Genomic DNA, 21,238 nt, shown 5'->3' on the forward strand with positions numbered 1-21,238 from the left:
TCAATCCCTCATCAAAGCAGTGACGCGACCGTTGCCAGCGTGCGGGGTGTAGTTGAGCAGGCGCGACAGCTCGTCGGCACTGCCACGGACATGGCCGAGCAAACCGTCGAAATTGATGTGAGCAACCTGCACCGTGGGGATGGTCACGCCCATGGCGGCCACCACCCGGCCACTGTGATCGCGCACCGGGGCGGCGATGGTTGAGATCGATGATTCAAAAAAGCCTTCGCCGCTGACATAGCCGCGCTGACGGTCGCTCTGCACCAGGTCGAACAGCTCCAGCACGGTTTTCGGCGTGCATGGCGAGTGCTGTTCCAGATGCTCTTCCGGGTACAGTTCGCGCAACTCGGCCAGGCTCAGGTCTTCCAGCAGGATGCGCCCCAGCACCGTGGCGTGGGCCGGCAGGCGGGTGCCGACGTTGACTGCGCTGGAGAACACCGACGGCGGCGAAACCTTGGCCACGTAGACAATCGAGCGACCGTCGCGCACCACCAGATTGCTCGGGTAGTTCAGGTGATCGCACAGCCGCGCCAGCAGCGGTTGACCCAGTTCGGTCAGTTCCAGCGAAGCCAGGTACTCGAAGCCCAGGCGCAGCACCGACATGCCCAAGCGGTACTCATTGCCGCTGCGGGTGACGAAGCCCATGGTTTCCAGGGTGGTCAGCAGGCGAAAGATGGTCGAGCGTGGCAGCTCCAGGCGCCGCGCCAGCTCCGGCGCGGTGAGGGTGCGGTTTTGCCGGCTGAATTCACAGAGCAGCAACAGGCCGCGCTCAAGGCCGGGGACGATGTACTTGTCCTGGTTGTCTTTCAACAGATCCGAATCATTCATAGCGCAGTACCTGTCAGTGAGGCTTCGAGGGCTCGGGCAAGCAGGCTTGCCACGGCCTCGGGTTGTTCGATCGGGCTAGCATGGCCGGCCCCGGCAATTAGCTGGAACGGTGCATCCAGCGCAGCCGCCAGGGCCTGGCAGTCGGCGGGCGGGGTAATGCTGTCGGCGGCACCGCAATGGACTTCGCAAGGCACGGTGCTTGCGGTGTAACGCAGCAGGTCATCGCCGCACAGCAGCTCGATGGCCTGGCGATAGCCCTGGGGCTGCAGCCGCGCCATGTTCCATTGCACCCAGGCGCGGGCCTCGCTGCTGGCCGCAGGCGAGAGCATGTGTGCGCTGCGCTGGCGGGCCATTTGGGCGATGCCCAGTTGCTCGAGGCTGTGCAGGCGCTGGCTGCGCACCTGTTGCGCCTGCTCGGCCCGGGCTGGGTCGCCATAACCACGTGCCGGGCTGATCAGCACCAGGCGGCGCAGCCGTTGCGGATGCTGGCAGGCCAACGCCGCAGCGCTGAGGGCACCGAGGGAGTGGCCGACCAGCACGCAGTCATCGATGTTCAGCGCGTCGAGCAATTGCAGCAGGCGCCGGGCATAGTCCGCTGCCTGTGGTGCAGGTGTAGCAAGCGGGCTTGAGTCGCCGTAACCCGGGGCATCCCAGGCAATTACCCGGGCGCGCTGGCTCAGTTGCAGCGCCACCTGCAGCCAGGACGCGGCGCCCGAGCCGATGCCGTGCAGCAGCACCATGGCAGGCCCGTGCCCGGCTTCGCGGATCGCCTGGGCGCCGTCGGCCAGTTGCACCAGACGCTGGGCAAAGCGCTGCTGCAACTGGGCTTCGAGGCCGGCGAGCGAGTGGTCGGTGGCGTGCGACATGGGCTTAACCGCGCTTGATCGAGGCCAGCGGGTGCGCTGGCGGATAGGTCGGGGTGACCGGTTTTTTTGCGCCGAGCATCACGCACATCAGCGCGTCTTCATCGCCGATGTTGATCTCTTCGCGGTATACACCTGGTGGCACCGAAATCAGGTCGCGGTCGGTGAGCACGGTTTCGAAACGCTCGCCGTCCTTTTCGATGATCACCTTGAGCTTGCCGCGCAGTACGAAGAACACTTCCTCGACATCGGTATGGATGTGCGGCGGGCCTTCATGGCCGGCCGGGATGACCATGGTCGAAAAGGTGAAGTTCTCCGAGGCGATGGTGTTCATGTCGCTGTTGACCCCGGTGCCACCGGTGCCGACGTAGCGCATTTGCGCGCGGCGGAACTTGGGGTCGTAATCGGCCTGGAACTTCAGCGCGTCCCAGTCGTACTTGCGGGTTTCATAGCGGGCGATGCGGGTCTGCATCCAGCCGGCCAGGTCCGAGCCAGCAGGTTGGTCCCAGGTCTTTGGTGCGTCGTTTTGTACGGATAGGTCAGTCATGGGTCTCTCTCCTGATCAAGGCATGACGAACCCGCCGTTGACCGGCAGGGTTTGTCCAGTGATGAAACGCGACAGGTCGGACAGGGCGAACAGCACGGCGCCACTGACGTCCTCGGGCAGTTGCGGGCGCTGAATCGCCCGTTGTTCGGTGTACAGGCGGTGGCGCGCCTCGGGCACATAGGCGGTGGCTTCGACCAGCACCAGGCCAGGGGCGATGGCATTGACAGTGATGTTGTCAGTGCCCAGTTCGCGGGCCAGGCTGCGGGTCATGGCGATGATCGCGCCCTTGCTGGCGACGTAGGCCAGCAGGTTCGGTGCGCCCCACAGCGGTGTGTCGGAGGCCAGGTTGATTACCGCGCCCTTGCCGCTGGCGCGCAGGGCAGGCAGGCAGGCGCGGGTCATCAGCCAGGTGCCACGGACGTTGACCTGCATGACCTGGTCCCAGGTGTCGATGTCCAGTTGCTCGCAGCTCTTGCCGCCGGAGTTGGTGATCGAGGCGTTGTTGACCAGGCCATCGAGGCCACCCAGTTGAACGGTGGCTTCGGCGACACAGGCCGTGATCGAATCGGGGTTGCCGAGGTCGAGGGTCACACCGGTCACCTGCAGGCCTTGCTCACGTAGCTCGCAGGCTGCCTGCTGGACGCGCTCGGCGAGGATGTCGGCGATCACCACCCGGGCACCGGCCTGGCCGATGGCCTGGGCGAAGGCATAGCCCAGGCCGCGGGCGCCACCGGTGACCAGCACGCGACGGCCTTCGAGCATGGCGTTGAATGGGTTCATCATTGAGTACTCAGCATGGCTTTGGGCAGGTAGTGCAGGACGCGTTTCTCGGCCCAGACCACCGCGCCGTAGGCCAGCACGCCGATCAGGGTGAGCATGACGATGGCGACGAAGACCCCGGCGGTGTTGCCTTGGCCTTCAGCGTCGACCAAGAGGAAGCCCAGGCCCTGGTTGCCGCCGACCAGCTCGCCGACGGTGACCCCTATCACCGCCAGGGTCGAGGCGATGCGCAGGCCGGAGAACAGTGCGGCCATGGCCGAGGGAAACTCCACCAGGCGGAAGATCTGCCAGCGGCTGGCGTTCATGGTGCGCACCAGGTTGATCATGTCCGGGTCAACGGTGCGGATTGCCGAGAGCACGTTGATCATCACCGGGAAGAACACGATGAGGATGGCGATGAGGATCTTCGGGTAGATGGTGTAGCCCAGCCACATCACGAACAGCGGCGCGAAGGCGACTTTCGGGGCGATCTGCAGGGCCAGGATGTATGGCGAGAGCATGGCCTCGGCCGACGGCGACAGGCCCAGCGACACACCGATGGCCACGCCCAGCAGGGCGCCAAGGCCAAAGCCGACGATGATCTCGAAGGCGGTGATCAGGGTGTGTTGCAGCAGTCCGCTGGACTGCCACATCAATACGCTTTCCTGGGCTACGCGGCTCAGTTGCGGCATGACGAACTCGGGCATGCCGAGCAGGCCGGGGCCCCACTGCCAGAGCAGCAGGAACAGGATCAGCAGGGCGATGCTGCCGAGCACGGAGGTGTTGAGGTTTCTCATCGGGCTAATACCTTGTTATGCATCCAGGCTTATTGCGCTGCCGTGGTGGTTTCGATGAACTGGTTGCTGTAGAGCTCGTCCAGCTTGGGTTCCTTGGCGACGATGCCTTCGCTGACGTAGAAGGTGCGCACCGCGTCCAGGCGGGCCGGGTCGATGCGCCCGAGTACGGTCTGGTTGGCGTAGACGTGCTCGACGTACAGGCGCAAGGTTTTCTCCAGCGCCGCTTCCTTGCCGGCATAAGCCGGGACGGCCTTGGCGAAGGTGGCGGCGGCGGCTTTCGGGTCTTCGATGATGTCGCGCATGCCCTCAAGGGTGGCCTGGACCACACCGCCGACCACCTGCGACTGGTTCTGGATCGCCTCGTCCGAAGCGAGAATCGCCTGGGCCATGCTCTCGAAGATTTCGTTTTGCGGAATCAGGTTGATCTTCACGCCGGCTTCTTCGGCATTGACTACCCAGTCCGGCACCCCGGCCATGGCCTGGGCCTTGTTGGCCGAGAACAGTTGCCACACCCCCGATGGGCCGGCGGCCTGGATATCGACATCGGTCTTGCTCAGGCCGGCCTTGCGCAGCGAAGCGAGCAGGGCGTAGTAGGTGGTGTCGGAGTAGGACATCACGGTCAGGGTCTTGCCCTTGAGGTCCTTGATCGTCTGGATGTTCTCGCTGGCATTAGTGGCGATCATGGTCACCCCGCCAGCCCCGAGCACGGCCACCGCACGCACTGGAATGCCGTTGGCACGAACCACGATCGGGGTGTCACCGATGGCGCCGCCGAGCATGGCGTTGCCGGCGCCGATTTGCTTGGCGACATCGACTCCGCCCTTGGCGGCAATGAAGGTCAGGTCCAGGTCCCTGGCACGGTAGTAGCCCTTTTCCTTGGCAATGATCCACGGCGCAAAGGCCGGCGAGTTGGGCGGCGCGGGCAGCAGGTAGGTGACCTTGGTCGGCTCTGCCTGGGCGCTGAGCGCCAGGCCAAGGCCCAGGGCGATGACTGAAGTCTGTGCCAGGCGTTGCAGGGACTTGAACATGCGTACTCCTGAATCGGTTGAAGGGCCGGGGGCCGTTGATCAATGCAGTTCGGTGTCTTCGCCGACTTTCAGCAGTTCCATCAGGCGCCCGGCCAGCGGGCCGATTTCTGGCAGCTTGCGGCGCTCCAGCGGGTTGTCACGAAACGGCAGGTCGACGCTGATTTCTTCGATGATGGTGCCGGGGCGGGCGCTCATGACCAGCAGGCGGTCGGACATGGCAATCGCCTCGACCAGGTCATGGGTGATGAACAGCGCGGTTTTTTTCTCCTCGAACAGCATCCGCGCCAGATCCTGTTGCAGGATCATCTTGGTTTGCGCATCGAGGGCCGAAAACGGCTCGTCGAGGAACAGTACCTGCGGGTCGATGGCCAGGGTCCGGGCCAGGGCGGCGCGCTGGCGCATACCGCCCGACAACTGGAACGGGTAGTGGTCGGCAAAGCCTTGCAGGTGGCAGCGATTGAGCAGATCTTCGGCAATCGGCTGGCGCTGGGCGGCGGCCATTCCCTGAATCTCCAGGCCCAGCTCGACGTTGCGGCGGATACTGCGCCAGGGCATCAGCAGGTCCTTCTGCAGCATGAAGGCCACTTTGCGCACCGGCCCGACTACGGCTTCGCCGCCGACGAAGACTTCGCCTTCGCTGGGGCGGTACAGGCCGGAGCCCATGTTGAGGATGGTGCTCTTGCCGCAACCGGATGGGCCGATGATCGACACCACCTCGCCGCGGCGGATCTTGAAGTTCACCTCGCGAATGGCGAAGGGCGCCTCGGCCTTGCCTTTGGCCGGGAAACATTTACCGACATTACGAAATTCGATTTCGGTCGGTTCCAGGTCTTCCTTGGAGTGCGGTGTATTCCATTGAGAGGGGATTGCGTACATCTCTTTCACAGCCATTGGGGAAGCTCTCTGGTCTGTTTTGTAGGTGATACGCCGCTTGGTGCATGAACAATGCCATATTGAAAATTCCTGCAGAAAATGTAGAAATTTCTTATTTATTAATGGTTTGCTGTGTGGTTGTAAAAAATCACATGTTCCATATATAAAACATGGTTTTCTATATGGCACGAAATTGCACAACAACTGCGCGTGGCAATTGTTGATGCAAGGTAGAGGGGCTTTTTTCGGTAACGGAAGTGAAAGCTGGTTTCATGGGTGAAACCAGGAACATCTGCATGCGTCGGACTGTGGGAGCTGGCTTTGCCAGCGATCGAGCGCGCAGCGGTCGCAATTCAGTCAGCGGATGATGTTGCTGCCTGTGCCGGACTCATCGCCGGCAAGGCCCCACAGGTCCTGTCAGGCACGAGCAGGCTTGAGCACCAGCCACAACGCCACGGCAATCAGCAGCCCGCCATACAGGTGCGCCATCGACAGCGGCTCGTCCAGCAGCCAGGCACCCCACAGCACACCAAAGGCCGGGATCATGAAGGTCACGGTGCTGGATTTGACCGGGCCGATCTCGCTGATCAGGCGGAAGTAAAGGATGTAGGCAAAGGCGGTACACACCAGCCCCAGCGCTAGCAACGACGCCCACACCTGCCAGCCACCCCAGCTTGCCGGCGGCTGGGTCAGCACGCTGTAGCTGAACAACGGAAACAGCAGCAAGGTCGCGCCCAGCATGCTGCCCAGCGCCGACAGCCGGCTGTCGAGGCCGCCTTGCTGGTCGAGCCAGCGCCGCGCAAGAAAGCCGGCCAGGCCGTAACAGGCGGTCGCCGCCAGACACGACAGGGCGCCCTGCATCAGCTTGGCATCAAACGCCACTGGGCCTGTGCCACTGAGAATGCCGACACCGAACAAGCCGAGAAAGATGCCGCTGAGCTTGGCCAGGGTCATTGGCTCGCGAAAGCACAGCGCGCCGATCAGCACGCCCATCAATGGCGTGGTGGCATTGAAGATTGCCGAGTAGCCAGCCGGCAACACCTGGGCCGCCACTGAATACAGGGTGGCCGGGATCCCCGAGTTGATCATGCCCAGCACCAGGCAGGCCTTGAGCTTGCCGTTGAAGTCCCAGCGCACCCGCAGCAGGGCGAGTATCACCAGCAGGCCGAGGCAGGCAATGCAGACGCGAAAGAACGCCGTGGGCAGGGTGCCAAGCACCGGTGCAATGATGCGCATGAACAGAAAGCTCGCCCCCCAGACAGCAGCAAGAATCAACAGGCGGGAAATGGCGATGGGGCTCATGGGCTCTCCGGGTCCTTTGGGGCAGGGCGCGAGTTTACGTTACAAACCAGGCTGGGCTCTCTCCCTTTCTTGCGCTTGAATTCGCCGTTAGGCGAGTTTGGCCGATACAGCCGCGCCAACAGGCTTTCCCTGCCCATGGCGACTGGCTAAGCTCAGGCTTTGACATTCCCGCAGAGGTCTGACGTATGCCCCAGCAATGGCCGGCCGCCGATATCGCCCGGATGATCCTCGATGGCTTCGACGATTACCGCGAGCATTTCCGGCAGATCACCGACGGTGCCCGTGAGCGTTTCGAACAGGCCCAGTGGCAACAGACCCAGAGCGCCTCGGCGGCGCGCATCAACCTGTATGAGGAAAAAGTCAGCGAGGTTAGCGGCTGGCTGCACCAGGGCTTCGATGACCAGGTGCTGCTCGATGTGTCGTTGTGGCCATTGGTCAAGAGTGCCTATATAGGCCTGATTGACCCGCGCCTGGACGATGAACTGTCGGAAACCTGGTACAACTCGATCTTCTGCAGCCTGTTCAGCCATGACCTGATCAGCGACGGCAGCATGTTCATCCATACCACCCGGCCGTCGTTGCGCAGCCACGAGCGGGCCGCGCAAACCCGCACCTACCGGCCTCAAAGCAGCCTCGGCGGGTTGCTGGCGCAGGTCTTTGCCGACTATCGCTTCGATGTACCCTATGCGGACCTTGCCGGTGACCTGGCGCGCCTTGAAGGGCAACTGCGTGAAAACCTGCCGGACTGGGTGTGCAAGGACCCGGCCCTGGCTGTGGAGCTGTTTTCGTCGGTGTTGTACCGCAACAAGGGCGCCTACCTGGTCGGGCGCCTGTACACCCAGGATGAGCAATGGCCGCTGGTGATCCCGCTGCTACACCGCGAAGGCCATGGCATCGAGATTGACGTGCTGATCACTGACGAAGCCGACGTGTCGATCATCTTCTCCTTCACCCGTTCCTACTTCATGGTCGACGTGCCGGTACCGGCCGAGTTCGTCGGCTTTCTCAAACGCATCCTGCCGGGCAAACACATTGCCGAACTCTACACCTCGATCGGTTTCTACAAGCACGGCAAATCGGAGTTCTACCGGGCCCTGATCAACCACCTGGCCGGCACCGATGACCGTTTCATCATGGCCCCGGGCGTGCGTGGCATGGTCATGAGCGTGTTCACCCTGCCGGGCTTCAACACTGTGTTCAAGATCATCAAGGACCGCTTCTCGCCGTCGAAGAACGTCGACCGCGCCACGGTGATCGAAAAGTACCGGCTGGTAAAAAGCGTCGACCGTGTCGGGCGCATGGCCGACACCCAGGAGTTCTCCGATTTCCGTTTCCCCTTGAGCAAGTTCGAGCCCGAGTGCCTGGCCGAGCTGTTGGAGGTGGCACCGTCCACGGTCGAAGTGCACGGTGACACTGTGCTGATTCGCCACTGTTGGACCGAGCGGCGCATGACCCCGCTCAACCTTTACCTGGAAAACGCCAACGACGCCCAGGTGCGCGAGGCCCTGGAGGATTATGGCCTGGCCATCAAGCAACTGGCGGCGGCGAACATCTTTCCGGGTGACATGCTGCTGAAGAACTTTGGCGTTACCCGTCACGGGCGGGTGGTGTTCTACGACTACGATGAGATCTGTTTTCTCACCGAAGTCAACTTCCGCTACATTCCTGCGCCGCGCACGCCGGAGGATGAAATGGCCTCCGAGCCCTGGTACTCGATCGGGCCGCTGGATGTGTTCCCTGAAGAGTTTCCGCCGTTCCTGTTCGCCGATAGCGGCCAGCGCCGGCTGTTCAACCAGTTGCATGGCGAACTGTACGATGCCGATTATTGGAAAAGTCTGCAGACGGCGATTCGTGGCGGCAAGGTGATCGATGTGTTCCCGTACCGGCGCAAGTGCCGGGAGAGCTGAACACTGTGGGAGCTGGCTTGCCAGCGATTCGTGCGCGAAGCGCTCGTACTCCAGGCGCCGTGTGAAGTGCTGGCTGCATTGGCCTCATGGCGACGTAGGTGCATGCCACAAGGCTTGTGGCGTCCTTGAAATCGAGCGCCGCCCGCGCGGAGCATCGCCGGCAAGGCCGGCTCCCACATTTGTTGCAACGTGCCATGGTCTGCGAGAGCGGCGTTGTCGGCCTTGGTGCAAGGCGGGAGCGCGGGGTGGTGACTGGTAGGTTCAACCCTTCAAACACTTCAACTCGCTGAAGCTCTGCCGCACCTGCCCAAGCTTGTGCTCCAGGTGTTGGCGCTGTTGCTCGCTGCTCTGCGCCATCACGTCCACCAGCAACCGCCGTGCCTCTTGCTCGGTACGCTGGAAGGCGATGCGGTACTCCGGGGTCCACAGGCTTTCGCGCTTTTTCAGAAGAATGTCCAGGCGTGGCTCGAAGTTGTCGGCATGACGCTGGTCCATGGCCGCACTGAACTGCGCCTGCCAATGTGCGCGGTTGGCAATCCACTGGCGATTCTGCTCGCCCAGTCCCTGGGACCAGGTCATGACCCGCAACTTCTGTTGCGGGCTGAGTTCACCCAGCCAGGTGCTCAGGCGCTGCTCCATGCGCTCGGCACGCCGTTCGATCTGCCGCGCCAGGGGGGTGTCGACGTACTTGGCCTGACGTTCACGGATGTCGTCGGCAAAGGCCTGGCGCATTTCCCGCACCTGCTCATCGTCCATGCTGCGCAACAGTTCGGCAGCCGAGGGGGTGATCTGCTCGGCGACCTTGGCAATCGCTTGGCGGGCCTGCTCGGTGCGCAGTTGCAACTGCTGGTCGGTCACGCTGTTGCTGGCGACAATCACCTGGATTTCATCGATCCAGGTCAGGTAAGCCGGCAACTGTGTACGGCAATGCCAGGCCAGTTGCTGCTTGAGTCGTTCATTGAGCCAGGTTTTCTGCTGGCGGTTCATGCTCAGGTAGTCGTTCAATGACCAGGGCACCAGCATGTCGAGGTTGCGGTAGGCCAGGTCGATACGGTTGCAGGCGATCACCAGCAAGGCCGATATCACCAGCAACAGAACGGTGCGCAGGTACTTGGACAGGCAGGCGTACATGAGCGAATCCTTGCGAAGGCTTGCTTGTCTTTATAGAACAGGGCAAAGCTGTGCGGTTCATTTTGCTGACAGGCCGTCATCGGCAACCGGGCGCAATCGCCGCTTGAGGTGTAGAATGCCCCGCTCGCAACGAGGATTTTTCGGAAATGGCTTTAGTTGGGCGTTACAACACTTTGCAAGTGGTCAAGCACACGGACTTCGGTCTGTACCTGGACGGTGGAGCGGACGGCGAAATTCTGCTGCCGAACCGTTACATCCCCAAGGACACGCCCACCGAGGTCGAAGACTGGCTGAACGTCTTTGTCTATCTCGACAGCGAAGACAAGCTGATCGCCACCACGGAAAAGACCAAGTTGCAGGTCGGCGAATTCGCCAGCCTCAAGGTCAAGGAGATCAACAGCATCGGCATTTTCCTCGATTGGGGCTTGCCCAAGGATCTGCTGATGCCGTACTCCGAAGAAAAACGCCAGATGAAGGCTGGCGAGTACTGCGTGGTGCACGCTTATCTCGACAAGCGCACTCGCCGCATCACCGCCACTGCGCGCCTGGACCGGTATCTGGACAAGCTGCCTGCGACCTACACGGTTGGCCAGGAAGTCGACTTGCTGGTGGTTGAAGAAACCCCGATGGGTTTCAAGGCGATCATCAACAACAAGCACTGGGGCTTGATCCACAAGAATGAAGTGTTCAAGTTCTTGCGTTCGGGCAAGCAGGAGAAGGGCTACGTCAAGGAACTGCGCAGCGACGGCAAGATTGCCCTGAGCCTGCAGCCCATTGGCCAGGACCTGGCCAACAGCCTGCACGACAAGATTCTCGCCAAGCTCAAGGACGCCAACGGCGTGCTGCCGGTCAGCGACAAGAGCGACCCGCAATTGATCAGCGACCTGTTCGGGGTCAGCAAGGGCAACTTCAAGAAAGCCATCGGTGCCTTGTACAAGGATGGCCGCATCGTCATCCACGCCGACCGCATCGAACTGGCCTGATCAGACCTGCTTGAAGCCTGCGAATTTCAGGTTTTCACCGCCTGGGCGCAGGTCTTCGAGCAGCGAGTCGCGATCGGCGCTCAGCGCCAGGCTGAATGTCGAGCGACGCTTGCCCGGTTTGCGCAATTCCATTTTTTCCTGATGGGCTTTGAGGAAGTTCACCGGCACCTTCAAGTGCTGCAGCTCATCGGTCTCTGGTGTGTGCAACAGCAGGTTGACCCAGTCGGCCGTGCCTTTGCGCAGTACCAGTTTTACCGGCACATCGAACCACCACAGGCTGCGCTTGGTGTCGAGCACGGCAAACAGGGTGTTGTCGCTGTTGAGTACTGGCCTTTCCAGTTCCTGGTTGCGGCGGGCAATGGCGGTGGGTTTGTCGAGTTTCATGCAGGTTCCTACGGGTGACGCTTGAAAGGTCGCTTATTGTGCTGGGATTGGCATGAAACATAAAGCCGCCGTCGCGCGTGCTGGCTACGATGGAACTTTTTGTCGGGATTGATATCAATTTGATAGCGCGCAAATGCGCTGTCCCTCCGAAATGTTCGAACAGCGCCGGGCTGCATCCCGGCAACTCAAGGAAGACCGTCGATGAGAGTTGTGATTGCCCTGCTGTTGATGCTCAGTGGCTACGCCTATGCAGGGTGCGGCAGTATCGGTGACGCTGACCAGCGTGCTTACTGTTATGCCCGCGAAGGGAGCTCGTGCGGGAGTATCAATAACCGCGATTTGCGTGCCGCTTGTAATGCTGAAACCCAGGGCGGCAGCTGTGGCTCGATCGATGACCGTGATCAGCGCGCGTACTGCAATGCCAAGAAAGGCGGTAGTTGCGGGAGTATCGACAACCGCGACCTGCGGGCTGCCTGCAACGCCGAAACCCAGGGAGGCAGTTGTGGCTCCATCGATGACCGCGACCAGCGTGCCTACTGCAACGCCATGAAAGGCAGCAGTTGCGGCAGTATCGATGATCGCGACCTGCGTGCCCAATGCGATGCCATGAAACACTGATCCTGCTGTTTGCCACCGGGAAAATAATTGAAACTCTCGCAACAGGCCACGGGTCCACAGACTGTCGACTCTGACAGCGTGTTATTTCCCCTTCAGGAGAACTCCCATGAGTGGCACTAAAGATAAAGTCAAAGGCATGGCCAACGAGGCCGTTGGCAACATCAAGCAAGGTATCGGCAAGGTGACCGATAATGATCGCCTGCGCGCCGAAGGCGAGCTGCAGGAGCGCAAAGGCGAAGCCCAGCAGGTGGTTGGCAAGGTCAAGGATGCCGTGAAAAAGCCTTGAACCCTGCGCGCGCTCAACACAACGGCCATCCCAGGATGGCCGTTGTGCTATCTGCGTCAATCAATCGCAACTGTGAGGCGATCGTCGATTAGACTTCAGCTCAGAACCTGTCTGACAAGTGTTTGAGGTGCCCCGCCATGACCCTCGAGCAGCGAAAGGAGACGCCATGATTTTTCCCGACCTGCGCGGCTTGCCGTTGCACCGCGTGCTGTTGCGCACCGTGAAGGAATTTCTCGATGACGAGATGTCCACCTATGCTTCGGCACTGGCCTACCAGATGCTGTTTTCGCTGTTTCCCTTCCTGCTGTTCCTGATTGCCCTGATCGGTTTTCTGCATTTGCCGGACTTCTTCTCCTGGCTGCGCCTGCAGTCGGAACTGGTCCTGCCACCCCAGGCGCTGGAGCAGGTCAACCCGGTGATCGACCAGTTGCAGCAATCCAAGGGCGGGCTGCTCTCGGTGGGTATCGTCATCGCCCTGTGGACAGCGTCGGCCGGCGTGCGGCTGATGATGAGCGCGATGAATGCGGCCTATGACGTGGTTGAAGGGCGTCCGCCGTGGAAGCGCATTCCGCTGTCGGTCATCTATACCGTCGGCATCGCCGGTATGCTCCTGGCTGCAGCGGCGCTAATGGTGCTGGGGCCGCAGGTCATGGAGTGGATTGCCTCGCAAATCGGCATGCAGGAGTTCATCGTTACCCTTTGGACCGTGCTGCGCTGGCCGGCGATCATCATCCTGATGATGGTCGCAGTGGCCTTGATCTACTACGTCATGCCCGATGTGAAGCAGAAGTTTCGCTTCATCACCCCAGGTTCGGTGCTGGCGGTGGTGGTGTGGATCATTGCGTCGCTGGGCTTTGGTTACTACGTCAAGACTTTCGCCGACTATAACGCGATGTACGGCAGTATCGGCGCGATCATTGTCCTGCTGTTGTACTTTTACATTTCCGCTGCCGTATTGCTGTTGGGCGCTGAGATGAATGCGGTGATCGAGCACATGTCCGAGGAAGGCAAGGCTCCCGGCGAAAAAGACTTCAAAGGCGGGGGCCATGAGCATGATAAAAAGCATGTTTCCGGGCTGGGTCGTGATCATTCGCTCGATCATGAGACCACGCCTGCCAGCGAACCCCTGAGTCGAAGCCAGCATGATTCATGACATTCTGAAAATGGGCGATGAGCGTTTACTGCGCATCGCCCCGCCCGTGCCGACGCACATGATCGGCAGTGCCGAGCTTGAACGGCTGATTGCCGACATGTTTGAAACCATGGCGCATGTCGGCGGCGTTGGCCTGGCGGCGCCGCAGATCGGCATTGATCTGCAACTGGTGATCTTTGGCTTTGAGCGCAGTGAGCGCTATCCGGATGCCGAGGCGGTGCCGCGGACCATTCTGCTCAATCCGCTGATCACGCCGTTGGGTAGCGAGATCGAGGACGGTTGGGAAGGTTGCCTTTCGGTGCCGGGGCTGCGTGGCGTGGTGCCGCGCTTCCAGCGGATTCGTTACGAAGGCATCGATCCCCAGGGGCAGCCGATCATGCGTAATGCCGAGGGCTTTCATGCGCGGGTGGTGCAGCATGAGTGCGACCACCTGATCGGCCGCCTGTACCCCTCGCGCATCCACGACTTCAGCCGCTTCGGTTATACCGACGTGCTGTTTCCCGGGCTGGACCCGGCCAGCGACGACTGAACCCGCACCATCGCCAGCAGTGGCTTGCTGCGTTGATAGCGGGCCAGGCGCTCGGCCAGCAGTGCGGGCAGGGCGTCGGCGGTCTTGAATGCCTGCTGGGCGTAGAAGCTCACCAGGTGTGGATGGCAGAACAGCCAGACATTGCCTTGCAACTCATCCAGCGCCGCCTCGATCAGTTGCCGGGCGACTTGCTGGCCGCGCCAGGGGGGCGCGACGAACAGCCCGGTCAGCCAGTGGCCGCCTGGCACTTCACTCAGGCACAAGGCGGCGACGATTTCGTCGGCCCTGGCGACCCAAAGCTGGCCCTGAGCGGCTGCGCGCATGGGCGAACCCTGGTTTCGGTAAAATTTGTTCAGCAAGGGCCGCTCGGCGGCGAGCAGCGGGCAATAGCGCAATAGGGTCACGGGTTTGATCTGGCAAAGGCTCTACCCCGGGCTTTTACACCCGACGGCAAGCTGTGTCGAGGGCGTTGTGTCGGCGGTATTGTTGCGCAGGCGGTAACAGTGATTGTCCGGCTTCGTGATTTAACCGGCTGAAGTACCTTGTAAACTAAGCACATCCCACACAGAAAGTTGCAGTGGGGTCGGTACTTCGTGTTATGTCCCATGACTTGATATAACAACTTCTCCGCGCCCGTTCTGGCAAATGAAGTCAATCGATTAGTTTGATTGCTTTGCAGGCCTATTATTATGAAAAATTTAATTGCACTTGCCCTGGTTGCTGTTTCTTCGTTCGCCATGGCCGATGAAATGAATACTGCTGCCGCACAACCGGTTGTTGAACAGTACGACTACAGCAACAACCTGGATATTGCCAAAGTCATCCGTTTGTCGACGATTCCCAATGTCTGCGAAGTGGTCCCGGCCACCATGACCTACGAAGACCATCAAGGTCAACGCCACACCATCGAATACCGCGCCATGGGCGACGGCTGCAGCAACGGCTGATACCGTTGGGCAGCTCTGGGTTGCGCATTGCAGGGCATGGGCTAGGGTAAGAGGTGTCCAGGACGGACAGCTTCTTCTCTCTCACATGGAGTGAATGTAATGAACAGCCCGGAAAAAAACCTGCGTCACGGTCGTGTCATTTCACCGGCCAGCCGTGGCTCAAAGACTGTCGAATTGGGATTGCTCGGCAATTGGCAGGTCAATGAAATGGAAGGCGGCAAAAACTTCCCAAGCCTGGTGGCAGGCCCTGTGCCCGCACCGTTCCAGACGGACGTTGACAGTGTTGCCCCCCCCGCAGACGGATATATTCTAAGTGGTGGCAAACAGGACGCTCGTGACTGTGTCAACTTCACGAATGCGGAAATGTCCGCCAAACTTGGCTCACCCTTCAACTGGCCGTTGTTGAACGTCACACCAGGCCAGACGTTTCACGTGAAGTGGGAGTATACGGCGGCGCACATCACCCGTGGTTACCGCTGGTTTATTACCAAAGATGGTTGGGATGCCAACAAACGCATCAGCCGTGCCCAGCTCGATACGGCACCGTTCGCCGAAGATCTCTACCCCTACACGCCGTACTACAGCCACAAGGACAAGCTCAAGGCCAAGGTCGAGCACGAGGTCAAGCTGCCCGCCAACAAGCGCGGCCACCATGTGATCGTGCTGCTGTGGCTGGTGGCTGATACTGGCAACGCTTTCTACCAGGCCTTCGACGTAAACTTCCAGTAATTTGCCTCACTGGCTCTCGCGCGCCAGCAGCTCACGCTTGCGCTCCACGCCCCAACGGTAACCCGAGAGGTTGCCGTCGCTGCGCACCACCCGATGACACGGGATGGCCACAGCCAGGGAGTTGGCAGCGCAGGCCTGGGCCACGGCGCGCACCGCCCTGGGGGAGCCAATTTGCTGGGCGATCTCGGCATAGCTGGCAGTGCTGCCGGCCGGGATCGTTCGCAAGGCCTGCCAGACTCGCTCCTGGAAGGCAGTGCCGCGCAGGTCCAGCGGCAGGTCGAGGCCGATCCCCGGTGCCTCGATAAAACCTACCACCCTGGCGACCAGGGTTTCGAAGCTGGCGTCGCCACCGATCAGGTTGGCCTTGGGGAACTTGTCCTGCAGGTCTTCCAGCAGCGCCTGCGGGTCGTCGCCCAGCAGGATCGCGCAAATCCCCCGTGCACTCTGCGCCACCAGTATCGCCCCCAACGAGCACTGGCCGAGGGCAAAGCGGATATCGGTATTGGCGCCGCCATCGCGATAGGCGCCCGGGGTCATGCCCAGGCGGGCGTTGCTTGACTCGTAGAAGCGGCTGTTGGAGTTGAATCCGGCCTCGTACAAGGCATGGGTGACGCTGGTCGCCTGCTGCAGTTGGGTGCGCACCTTGCGCGCTCGGTGAGCCGTGGCATAGGCCTTGGGGGTCAGCCCGGTAACGGCCTTGAACACCCGATGAAAGTGAAACGGGCTCATCTGCAACTGTTCGGCCAATTGATTCAGGCTCGGCGCCGGCTCTGTGCTTTCAATCAGTGCGCAGGCGCGGGTGACCTGAGCCCGGTGCTGTTCGGCGACGTGGGTCTGGTCAGCACCACGGCGTTTACTTGGCCGGTAGCCAGCGGCCTCGGCCTGCTCGGCGGTGTCGAAGAACTCGACGTTGTCGATGCGTGGCAGGCGTGCGCTGCTGCTGGCGCGGCAGTACACGCCTGTGGTGCGCACACCATAGACAAAGGCCTGGTCAGCGGCCGGGTCGCGGGCGAGGATGGCCTGCCAGCGCGGGTCGGACTCACTGATGCGGGGTTTGCCTGTTCTCATGACGGGGTGCTCCTGGCAATGATCGAGGGCTTCAGGCTACGGGGTCGGCCCACCGGAAAAACTCCGAGTCTTGCGTTCAAACTCGTGTGGCCGGCACTCGCCACAGGTACCAGGCCGCCACGGTCCGATAGGGGCTCCAGTGCTTGCCCAGGTCGATCATTTGCCGGCGTGTTGGTTGTGTTTCCAGGCCCTGCAGCCGGCGATAACCCTCGCGTACGCCAAAGTCGTCGGCCGGCAGGATATCCATGCGTTCCAGGGTATAGATCAGCAGCATTTCGACGGTCCAGCGGCCAACCCCGCGCAGGCTGACCAGGCGTTCGATAAGCGCTTCATCGTCCAGTGCCAGGGCGTCTTGATAGTCCGGTACCAGCCCTTCGATCCGCGCCCGGGCGATGCCCTGAATGGTTGCCAGTTTGCTCGCCGAGAAGCCGCAAGCGCGCAACTGTTCCGGGGTGCTCGCCAGCACCTGCTCGGGGTTGGGAAACGCGCTGCCTGGATAGAGCGCCAGAAAGCGTCCGAGAATGGCATCGCCGGCCTTGGCATGCAGTTGCTGGTAGGCGATGGCCCGTATCAGGGCTTGATACGGGTCGCGGGTAGGTTTGGGTTGATGCAGGCAAGGGCCGATCGCCTCGATGTGCGCAGCCCAGTGTGGGTCCAGTGCGGCGAGGCAGGTTTGTGCCTGGGTATAGAACGCGTGCTTGCTCATCAGGCCTCCAGTGCCTTGCTCACTTGCTCCAGTGCCTGCTTGAGTTCGGCGCGGCTGGTAGCCGCCGACAGGCTGATGCGGATTGCCGCCAGATCCTGCTGTTTTACCGCGAACACCTCGCCTGGCACCACTGCCACACCGTTGCTCCGGCAAGCCTGGGCCACGCGTGCGGCGCTGAGCCCGGCCTTGACCCAAATGTGTGGCGAGGGCTGGCGGTGATTGACCAGGTGGTTGCCCAGAATCCTGCAGGCCAGGCGCCAACGTTGGCGGACTTCTGCGCGTTGCCAGGCCAGGCGCCGTTGCGCGGTGCCGTCGGCAATCCAGCGACAGGCGATCTGCAGGTTCAGCGGCGACACTTGCCAGTGAGTGGCCTGGGCATGTGGGTCGACCTGTTCCAGCAAGGCCGGGTCGGCCACGATCCAGCCCAGGCGCAAGCCGGCGCCCACGGTCTTCGACAGGCTGCTGATCAACATGCCGCGCTGCCCGAGTAATGGCCACAGCGGTGGTTGGTCGGTCAGGGCACCGTAGACATCATCTTCGACTACCCGCAAGTCATGGCGCTCGACCACCTCGGCAATTGCCAGTTGGCGTGCGCGGCTCATGCACGCGCCGGTGGGGTTGTGCAGGCTCGGGGTGAGCACCACCACCCGTGCGCCGGTGGCCCGGGCGACCCGATCGAGGTCATCCGGCACTATGCCTTGCTCGTCCAGGGCGATGCCATGCAACGGCAGGCGTAGCTGCCGGCAGGCGGCCTTGATGCCGGGCGCGGTAAGAGCCTCGACCAGCACCGCTTCACCCGGCTGGCACAGCGACAGCAACACCGCGAACAGGCCTTGCTGGGCACCACCGCAGAGCAGCAACTGCCGGTCGCTGAGCTGCAGGCCGCGGTTGGCTAGCCAGCCAGCGCCGTGCACACGAGCGTGCAGCAACGCTTCGGCACTCAGGTAGTGATCCAGGCACCCGGCCTGGCCGTCCTGGAGGAGGGCTTGCAGGGTGATTTCGCTGTCGCGGTTGGCCGGGTCGATCACCGGCACATTGGTCGACAGATCGATCAGGCTTGATTGCACGTCGCGCTGTTTGAGACGAAACAGCGTGGCCTCCTTGCTGCCGGCCAGTACATAGGTGCCACGCCCGACTTCGCCTGAAACCAGGTGCCGCGCCGCCGCCTCGCGGTAGGCTTGCTGAGTGGTGCTGGGGTTCAGCCCCAGGTTCCAGGCCAGGCGCCGTTGTGGCGGCAAGCGTTCGCCGACTTTCAGTTCGCCGCGTTCGATGGCAGCGGCAATGGCGTCGACCAGGGCCAGGTAGCGTGGCTGGGCATCGTCGGCAAGGGCAGGGGTCCACATTTATTGTTGGCCATGCAATATAAGAATGTACCCATACAATGCGCGGCGACTAGGATCGGGTCAAATCCACTCTTGCCGAGGTGCTCCATGTTCGATCTGCCTGCCCTGCGCGAAGCTGCCCGCCTGGTTCATGTCAGCGTACCCGCCACCCCACAGTATGCCTGGCCGCGCCTGGCCGAGCGGTTGGGCTGCGAGGTCTGGGTCAAGCATGAAAACCATGCCCCGACCGGCGCCTTCAAGGTGCGCGGCGGGTTGATGTATGTGCAGTGGTTGCTGGCGCAGAAACCGACGGTCCGTGGCCTGGTCACCGCGACCCGTGGCAACCATGGCCAGAGCATGGCCCTGGCTGCGCGCAATGCAGGACTGCCGATCATCATCGTGGTGCCTGAAGACAACTCGCTGGAGAAAAATGCGGCGATGCGCGCCTTGGGCGCCCAGCTGATCGAACACGGCGCCGACTTTGACCAGTCCCGCGAAGAGGCCGCACGCCTGGCCCGGTTGCACGATTACGAGAGCGTTCCGCCGTTTCACCCCGAGTTGATCCGCGGTGTTGCCACCTATGCCTTGGAACTGCTGGAGGCGGTGCACGCGCTGGATTGCGTCTATGTGCCGATCGGCATGGGCTCGGGCATCTGCGGCCTGATCCAGGCGCGCAACCTGCTTGGCCTGGATATCGAAATCGTCGGCGTAGTGTCCAGCGCCGCAGACGCTTTCGCCCAGAGCCTGGAACAGGACCGCATTGTCACCACGGCTACAGCCAATACCTTTGCCGATGGCATGGCGTGCCGTATGCCGTTGCCCGAAGCGTTCGAAATCATCCGCCAGCACGCCGCGCGCATCGTGCGGGTCAGCGACGAGGAAGTGGCCCAGGCCATGCGCATCTACCACGAAGACACCCACAACACCGCCGAAGGTGCGGGCGCCGCCGGGCTTGCCGCGTTGATCCAGGAGCGCGAGCGTCAGCAGGGGCGCAAGGTGGCGGTGATTCTCAGCGGGGCGAATATTGATCGGCAGCGGTATGCGCAGGTGTTGGCGGGGGATTGAAAAATCCTGAATTGAAGCATTGGAAAAAGTGCTATCTTATTTTGATAGCATTTTCCGATGAACAATCGATATCGAAAGATCCTCGACAGCATTTTCCGTGCACCGACCAGCGCCAGTGTGGTGTTTGCTGACATCGAGGCGCTGGTGCTGTACCTGGGTGGGCATGTGCAGGAGCGTGAAGGCTCCAGGGTCAAGTTGACCCTGGGTGATCAGCTGTGGCGCTGTCACCGGCCGCACCCGGGCAAAGAGGCCAAGCGATATCAGGTGGAAGAAGCTCGCGAGTTTCTTCTGCGGGCAGGAGTTCAACCATGAACACTATGACCTACAAGGGCTACACCGCCCGAATCGAATACGACCCACGGGATGACATATTCGTCGGTCGTGTCCTCGGCGTACGCGACATCATCAGTTTCCACGCAAGCGCTGTCCGGCCGTTGCACGAGGCGTTTCACCTGGCGCTGGATGACTACCTGGCCGATTGCGCCGAGCGTGGCGTCCAGCCAGAAAAGCCTGCGTCCGGCAAGGTCATGCTGCGGATCAGGCCCGAAGTCCATGCGGCCGCGACAATAGCTGCTCAATCGGCCGGCAAGAGCCTCAACCAATGGGCGGACGAGGTCTTCGAACGTGCAGCGCAAACCTGAATGGGGGCAATTTCTTCCAATACAGCCGGATAAATAACCGTTCTAATAGCGCCTGCCTTCAACACGGGTTATGGAACGTCGATGCCATTTTCAAACGGATTTCTGCTGAGTTTGTCGCTGTGCCTGGATATCGGCATTGCCAATATCGCCATGATCACCCTGGCCATGCAGCGGGGGTTCCTGCAGGGCTTGTGGCTGGGGCTGGGGACTTGTGTCGGGGATCTGCTGTATGCCATTGCCGCATTGGCCGGGATGACCGTGCTGCTGCAATTTGAAACGGTGCGCTGGGTGTTGTGGCTGGGCGGATCGGTGTTGTTGGTGTGGTTTGCCATCAAGATGCTGCTGGCCGCGCTGCGTGGCAATGCCCACCTGGAAACCCGTGGCGAGGTGGTTGTGGAGTCGGCCTGGCGCGAATTCAGCCGAGGAGTCTTCCTGGCCATGTCGTCACCAAGCGCCATCCTCTGGTTTGCTGCTGTCGGTGGGGTGCTGATTTCCCGTTCCGGTGGCGGCAGCCTGCTTGAAGCCGGGCTGTTTCTCTCCGGTTTTTTTGCCGCCGGGCTGATCTGGTGCCTGTCGTTGTGCAGTATCGCCAGCCACGGCGGGCGGTTGTTGGGTGACCGTCTGCTGACCTGGTCGTATCTGCTGTCGGCGGGTATCTTCTGCTATTTCGCCGGGTACGTGATTCTTTCCGGCTACCGTGAGTTCATTCTCGCCGTGCCTGCGGCCACGCCGGGTCTATAATGAACCGGGACACCGTTGCGCAGGTGCCGTC

26 protein-coding genes are annotated in these 21,238 nt (G+C 61.6%); 12 read left to right on the forward strand and 14 right to left on the reverse strand.

What is annotated here, in order from left to right; genetic code table 11:
- The 8 genes from M5G17_RS03890 to M5G17_RS03925 all read right to left on the reverse strand — a co-directional run bounded on the left by M5G17_RS03890 (position 1) and on the right by M5G17_RS03925 (position 6,997).
- A complete protein-coding gene (locus tag M5G17_RS03890; protein ID WP_038996562.1) occupies positions 1 to 828 on the reverse strand; it encodes an IclR family transcriptional regulator in 828 nt (275 codons plus the stop codon).
- Entirely contained in the window at positions 825 to 1,694 is an 870-nt protein-coding gene (locus tag M5G17_RS03895) for an alpha/beta fold hydrolase (RefSeq protein ID WP_273891699.1), read from the reverse strand. Before M5G17_RS03895 ends, M5G17_RS03890 begins: the two co-directional genes overlap by 4 nt.
- 4 nt (positions 1,695 to 1,698) lie before the next feature.
- Entirely contained in the window at positions 1,699 to 2,238 is a 540-nt protein-coding gene (locus M5G17_RS03900) for a cupin domain-containing protein (RefSeq protein WP_273891700.1), read from the reverse strand.
- Between the two features lie 15 nt (positions 2,239 to 2,253).
- The gene (locus tag M5G17_RS03905) at positions 2,254 to 3,018 is read right to left on the reverse strand and encodes an SDR family oxidoreductase (RefSeq protein WP_273891748.1); all 765 of its coding nucleotides are present in this window, start codon (positions 3,016 to 3,018) and stop codon (positions 2,254 to 2,256) included.
- The gene (locus M5G17_RS03910; RefSeq protein WP_273891701.1) at positions 3,018 to 3,794 is read right to left on the reverse strand and encodes an ABC transporter permease; all 777 of its coding nucleotides are present in this window, start codon (positions 3,792 to 3,794) and stop codon (positions 3,018 to 3,020) included. The genes M5G17_RS03905 and M5G17_RS03910 overlap by 1 nt, the downstream gene beginning before the upstream one ends.
- A 29-nt stretch (positions 3,795 to 3,823) precedes the next feature.
- A complete protein-coding gene (locus M5G17_RS03915) occupies positions 3,824 to 4,822 on the reverse strand; it encodes an ABC transporter substrate-binding protein (RefSeq protein WP_273891702.1) in 999 nt (332 codons plus the stop codon).
- A gap of 39 nt (positions 4,823 to 4,861) precedes the next feature.
- Complete coding sequence (locus M5G17_RS03920; protein WP_273891749.1) at positions 4,862 to 5,698, reverse strand: ABC transporter ATP-binding protein; 837 nt, start codon at positions 5,696 to 5,698, stop codon at positions 4,862 to 4,864.
- Positions 5,699 to 6,112: 414 nt separating this feature from the next.
- Complete coding sequence (locus tag M5G17_RS03925) at positions 6,113 to 6,997, reverse strand: DMT family transporter (protein WP_273891703.1); 885 nt, start codon at positions 6,995 to 6,997, stop codon at positions 6,113 to 6,115.
- Positions 6,998 to 7,182: 185 nt separating this feature from the next.
- Here M5G17_RS03925 and aceK point away from each other — a divergent pair, with 185 nt between their 5' ends.
- A complete protein-coding gene (aceK, locus tag M5G17_RS03930; protein ID WP_273891704.1) occupies positions 7,183 to 8,904 on the forward strand; it encodes a bifunctional isocitrate dehydrogenase kinase/phosphatase in 1,722 nt (573 codons plus the stop codon).
- Between the two features lie 261 nt (positions 8,905 to 9,165).
- Here the strand turns inward: aceK and M5G17_RS03935 are convergent, their stop codons facing one another.
- Positions 9,166 to 10,035 (reverse strand): DUF6279 family lipoprotein, encoded by an 870-nt coding sequence (locus tag M5G17_RS03935; protein WP_273891705.1) that lies wholly within the window; start codon positions 10,033 to 10,035, stop codon positions 9,166 to 9,168.
- Between the two features lie 146 nt (positions 10,036 to 10,181).
- Between M5G17_RS03935 and M5G17_RS03940 the strand changes: the two genes are divergently transcribed.
- Positions 10,182 to 11,018: a CvfB family protein gene (locus M5G17_RS03940; RefSeq protein WP_273891706.1), complete on the forward strand. Its 837-nt coding sequence runs from the start codon at positions 10,182 to 10,184 to the stop codon at positions 11,016 to 11,018.
- Here the strand turns inward: M5G17_RS03940 and M5G17_RS03945 are convergent, their stop codons facing one another.
- Positions 11,019 to 11,402: a hypothetical protein gene (locus tag M5G17_RS03945; RefSeq protein ID WP_273891707.1), complete on the reverse strand. Its 384-nt coding sequence runs from the start codon at positions 11,400 to 11,402 to the stop codon at positions 11,019 to 11,021.
- 201 nt (positions 11,403 to 11,603) lie between these two features.
- Between M5G17_RS03945 and M5G17_RS03950 the strand changes: the two genes are divergently transcribed.
- The 4 genes from M5G17_RS03950 (at position 11,604) to def (ending at position 13,988) form a co-directional block, all read left to right on the forward strand.
- Positions 11,604 to 12,020: a hypothetical protein gene (locus tag M5G17_RS03950; RefSeq protein ID WP_273891708.1), complete on the forward strand. Its 417-nt coding sequence runs from the start codon at positions 11,604 to 11,606 to the stop codon at positions 12,018 to 12,020.
- 106 nt (positions 12,021 to 12,126) lie between these two features.
- Positions 12,127 to 12,306: a CsbD family protein gene (locus tag M5G17_RS03955; protein ID WP_273891709.1), complete on the forward strand. Its 180-nt coding sequence runs from the start codon at positions 12,127 to 12,129 to the stop codon at positions 12,304 to 12,306.
- Between the two features lie 166 nt (positions 12,307 to 12,472).
- Complete coding sequence (locus M5G17_RS03960) at positions 12,473 to 13,459, forward strand: YihY/virulence factor BrkB family protein (RefSeq protein ID WP_273891710.1); 987 nt, start codon at positions 12,473 to 12,475, stop codon at positions 13,457 to 13,459.
- Positions 13,449 to 13,988 (forward strand): peptide deformylase, encoded by a 540-nt coding sequence (gene def, locus M5G17_RS03965; protein WP_273891711.1) that lies wholly within the window; start codon positions 13,449 to 13,451, stop codon positions 13,986 to 13,988. Before M5G17_RS03960 ends, def begins: the two co-directional genes overlap by 11 nt.
- On the opposite strand, the gene M5G17_RS03970 is transcribed toward def, so the two are convergent.
- A complete protein-coding gene (locus M5G17_RS03970; protein ID WP_420793335.1) occupies positions 13,940 to 14,311 on the reverse strand; it encodes a GNAT family N-acetyltransferase in 372 nt (123 codons plus the stop codon). The two genes, def and M5G17_RS03970, sit on opposite strands and share 49 nt — an antisense overlap.
- Before the next feature lie 366 nt (positions 14,312 to 14,677).
- Between M5G17_RS03970 and M5G17_RS03975 the strand changes: the two genes are divergently transcribed.
- Together M5G17_RS03975 and M5G17_RS03980 are read left to right on the forward strand one after the other, a co-directional pair.
- Positions 14,678 to 14,935: a DUF2790 domain-containing protein gene (locus M5G17_RS03975; protein WP_273891713.1), complete on the forward strand. Its 258-nt coding sequence runs from the start codon at positions 14,678 to 14,680 to the stop codon at positions 14,933 to 14,935.
- 99 nt (positions 14,936 to 15,034) lie between these two features.
- Positions 15,035 to 15,664, forward strand: coding sequence for a lytic polysaccharide monooxygenase auxiliary activity family 9 protein (locus M5G17_RS03980; RefSeq protein ID WP_273891714.1), 630 nt, complete (start codon positions 15,035 to 15,037; stop codon positions 15,662 to 15,664).
- Between the two features lie 6 nt (positions 15,665 to 15,670).
- Here the strand turns inward: M5G17_RS03980 and ada are convergent, their stop codons facing one another.
- From ada to M5G17_RS03995, 3 genes are all read right to left on the reverse strand, one after another.
- On the reverse strand, positions 15,671 to 16,732 hold the full coding sequence (ada, locus tag M5G17_RS03985) for a bifunctional DNA-binding transcriptional regulator/O6-methylguanine-DNA methyltransferase Ada (RefSeq protein ID WP_273891715.1): 1,062 nt from the start codon (positions 16,730 to 16,732) through the stop codon (positions 15,671 to 15,673).
- A gap of 76 nt (positions 16,733 to 16,808) precedes the next feature.
- The gene (locus M5G17_RS03990; protein WP_273891716.1) at positions 16,809 to 17,438 is read right to left on the reverse strand and encodes a DNA-3-methyladenine glycosylase family protein; all 630 of its coding nucleotides are present in this window, start codon (positions 17,436 to 17,438) and stop codon (positions 16,809 to 16,811) included.
- Entirely contained in the window at positions 17,438 to 18,781 is a 1,344-nt protein-coding gene (locus tag M5G17_RS03995) for an aminotransferase-like domain-containing protein (protein WP_273891717.1), read from the reverse strand. The genes M5G17_RS03990 and M5G17_RS03995 overlap by 1 nt, the downstream gene beginning before the upstream one ends.
- An 87-nt stretch (positions 18,782 to 18,868) precedes the next feature.
- On the opposite strand from M5G17_RS03995, the gene M5G17_RS04000 reads away from it, so the two are divergent.
- From M5G17_RS04000 to M5G17_RS04015, 4 genes are all read left to right on the forward strand, one after another.
- The gene (locus M5G17_RS04000) at positions 18,869 to 19,825 is read left to right on the forward strand and encodes a threonine dehydratase (RefSeq protein WP_273891718.1); all 957 of its coding nucleotides are present in this window, start codon (positions 18,869 to 18,871) and stop codon (positions 19,823 to 19,825) included.
- A gap of 57 nt (positions 19,826 to 19,882) precedes the next feature.
- Positions 19,883 to 20,137, forward strand: coding sequence for a type II toxin-antitoxin system HicA family toxin (locus M5G17_RS04005; protein WP_273891719.1), 255 nt, complete (start codon positions 19,883 to 19,885; stop codon positions 20,135 to 20,137).
- A complete protein-coding gene (locus M5G17_RS04010; RefSeq protein ID WP_273891720.1) occupies positions 20,134 to 20,466 on the forward strand; it encodes a type II toxin-antitoxin system HicB family antitoxin in 333 nt (110 codons plus the stop codon). The genes M5G17_RS04005 and M5G17_RS04010 overlap by 4 nt, the downstream gene beginning before the upstream one ends.
- An 81-nt stretch (positions 20,467 to 20,547) precedes the next feature.
- Entirely contained in the window at positions 20,548 to 21,207 is a 660-nt protein-coding gene (locus M5G17_RS04015; protein WP_273891721.1) for a LysE family translocator, read from the forward strand.
- Positions 21,208 to 21,238 lie beyond the last annotated feature (31 nt).

The sequence above is a fragment of the Pseudomonas rubra genome, assembly GCF_028656935.1.
Taxonomy (GTDB): Bacteria; Pseudomonadota; Gammaproteobacteria; order Pseudomonadales; family Pseudomonadaceae; genus Aquipseudomonas; species Aquipseudomonas rubra.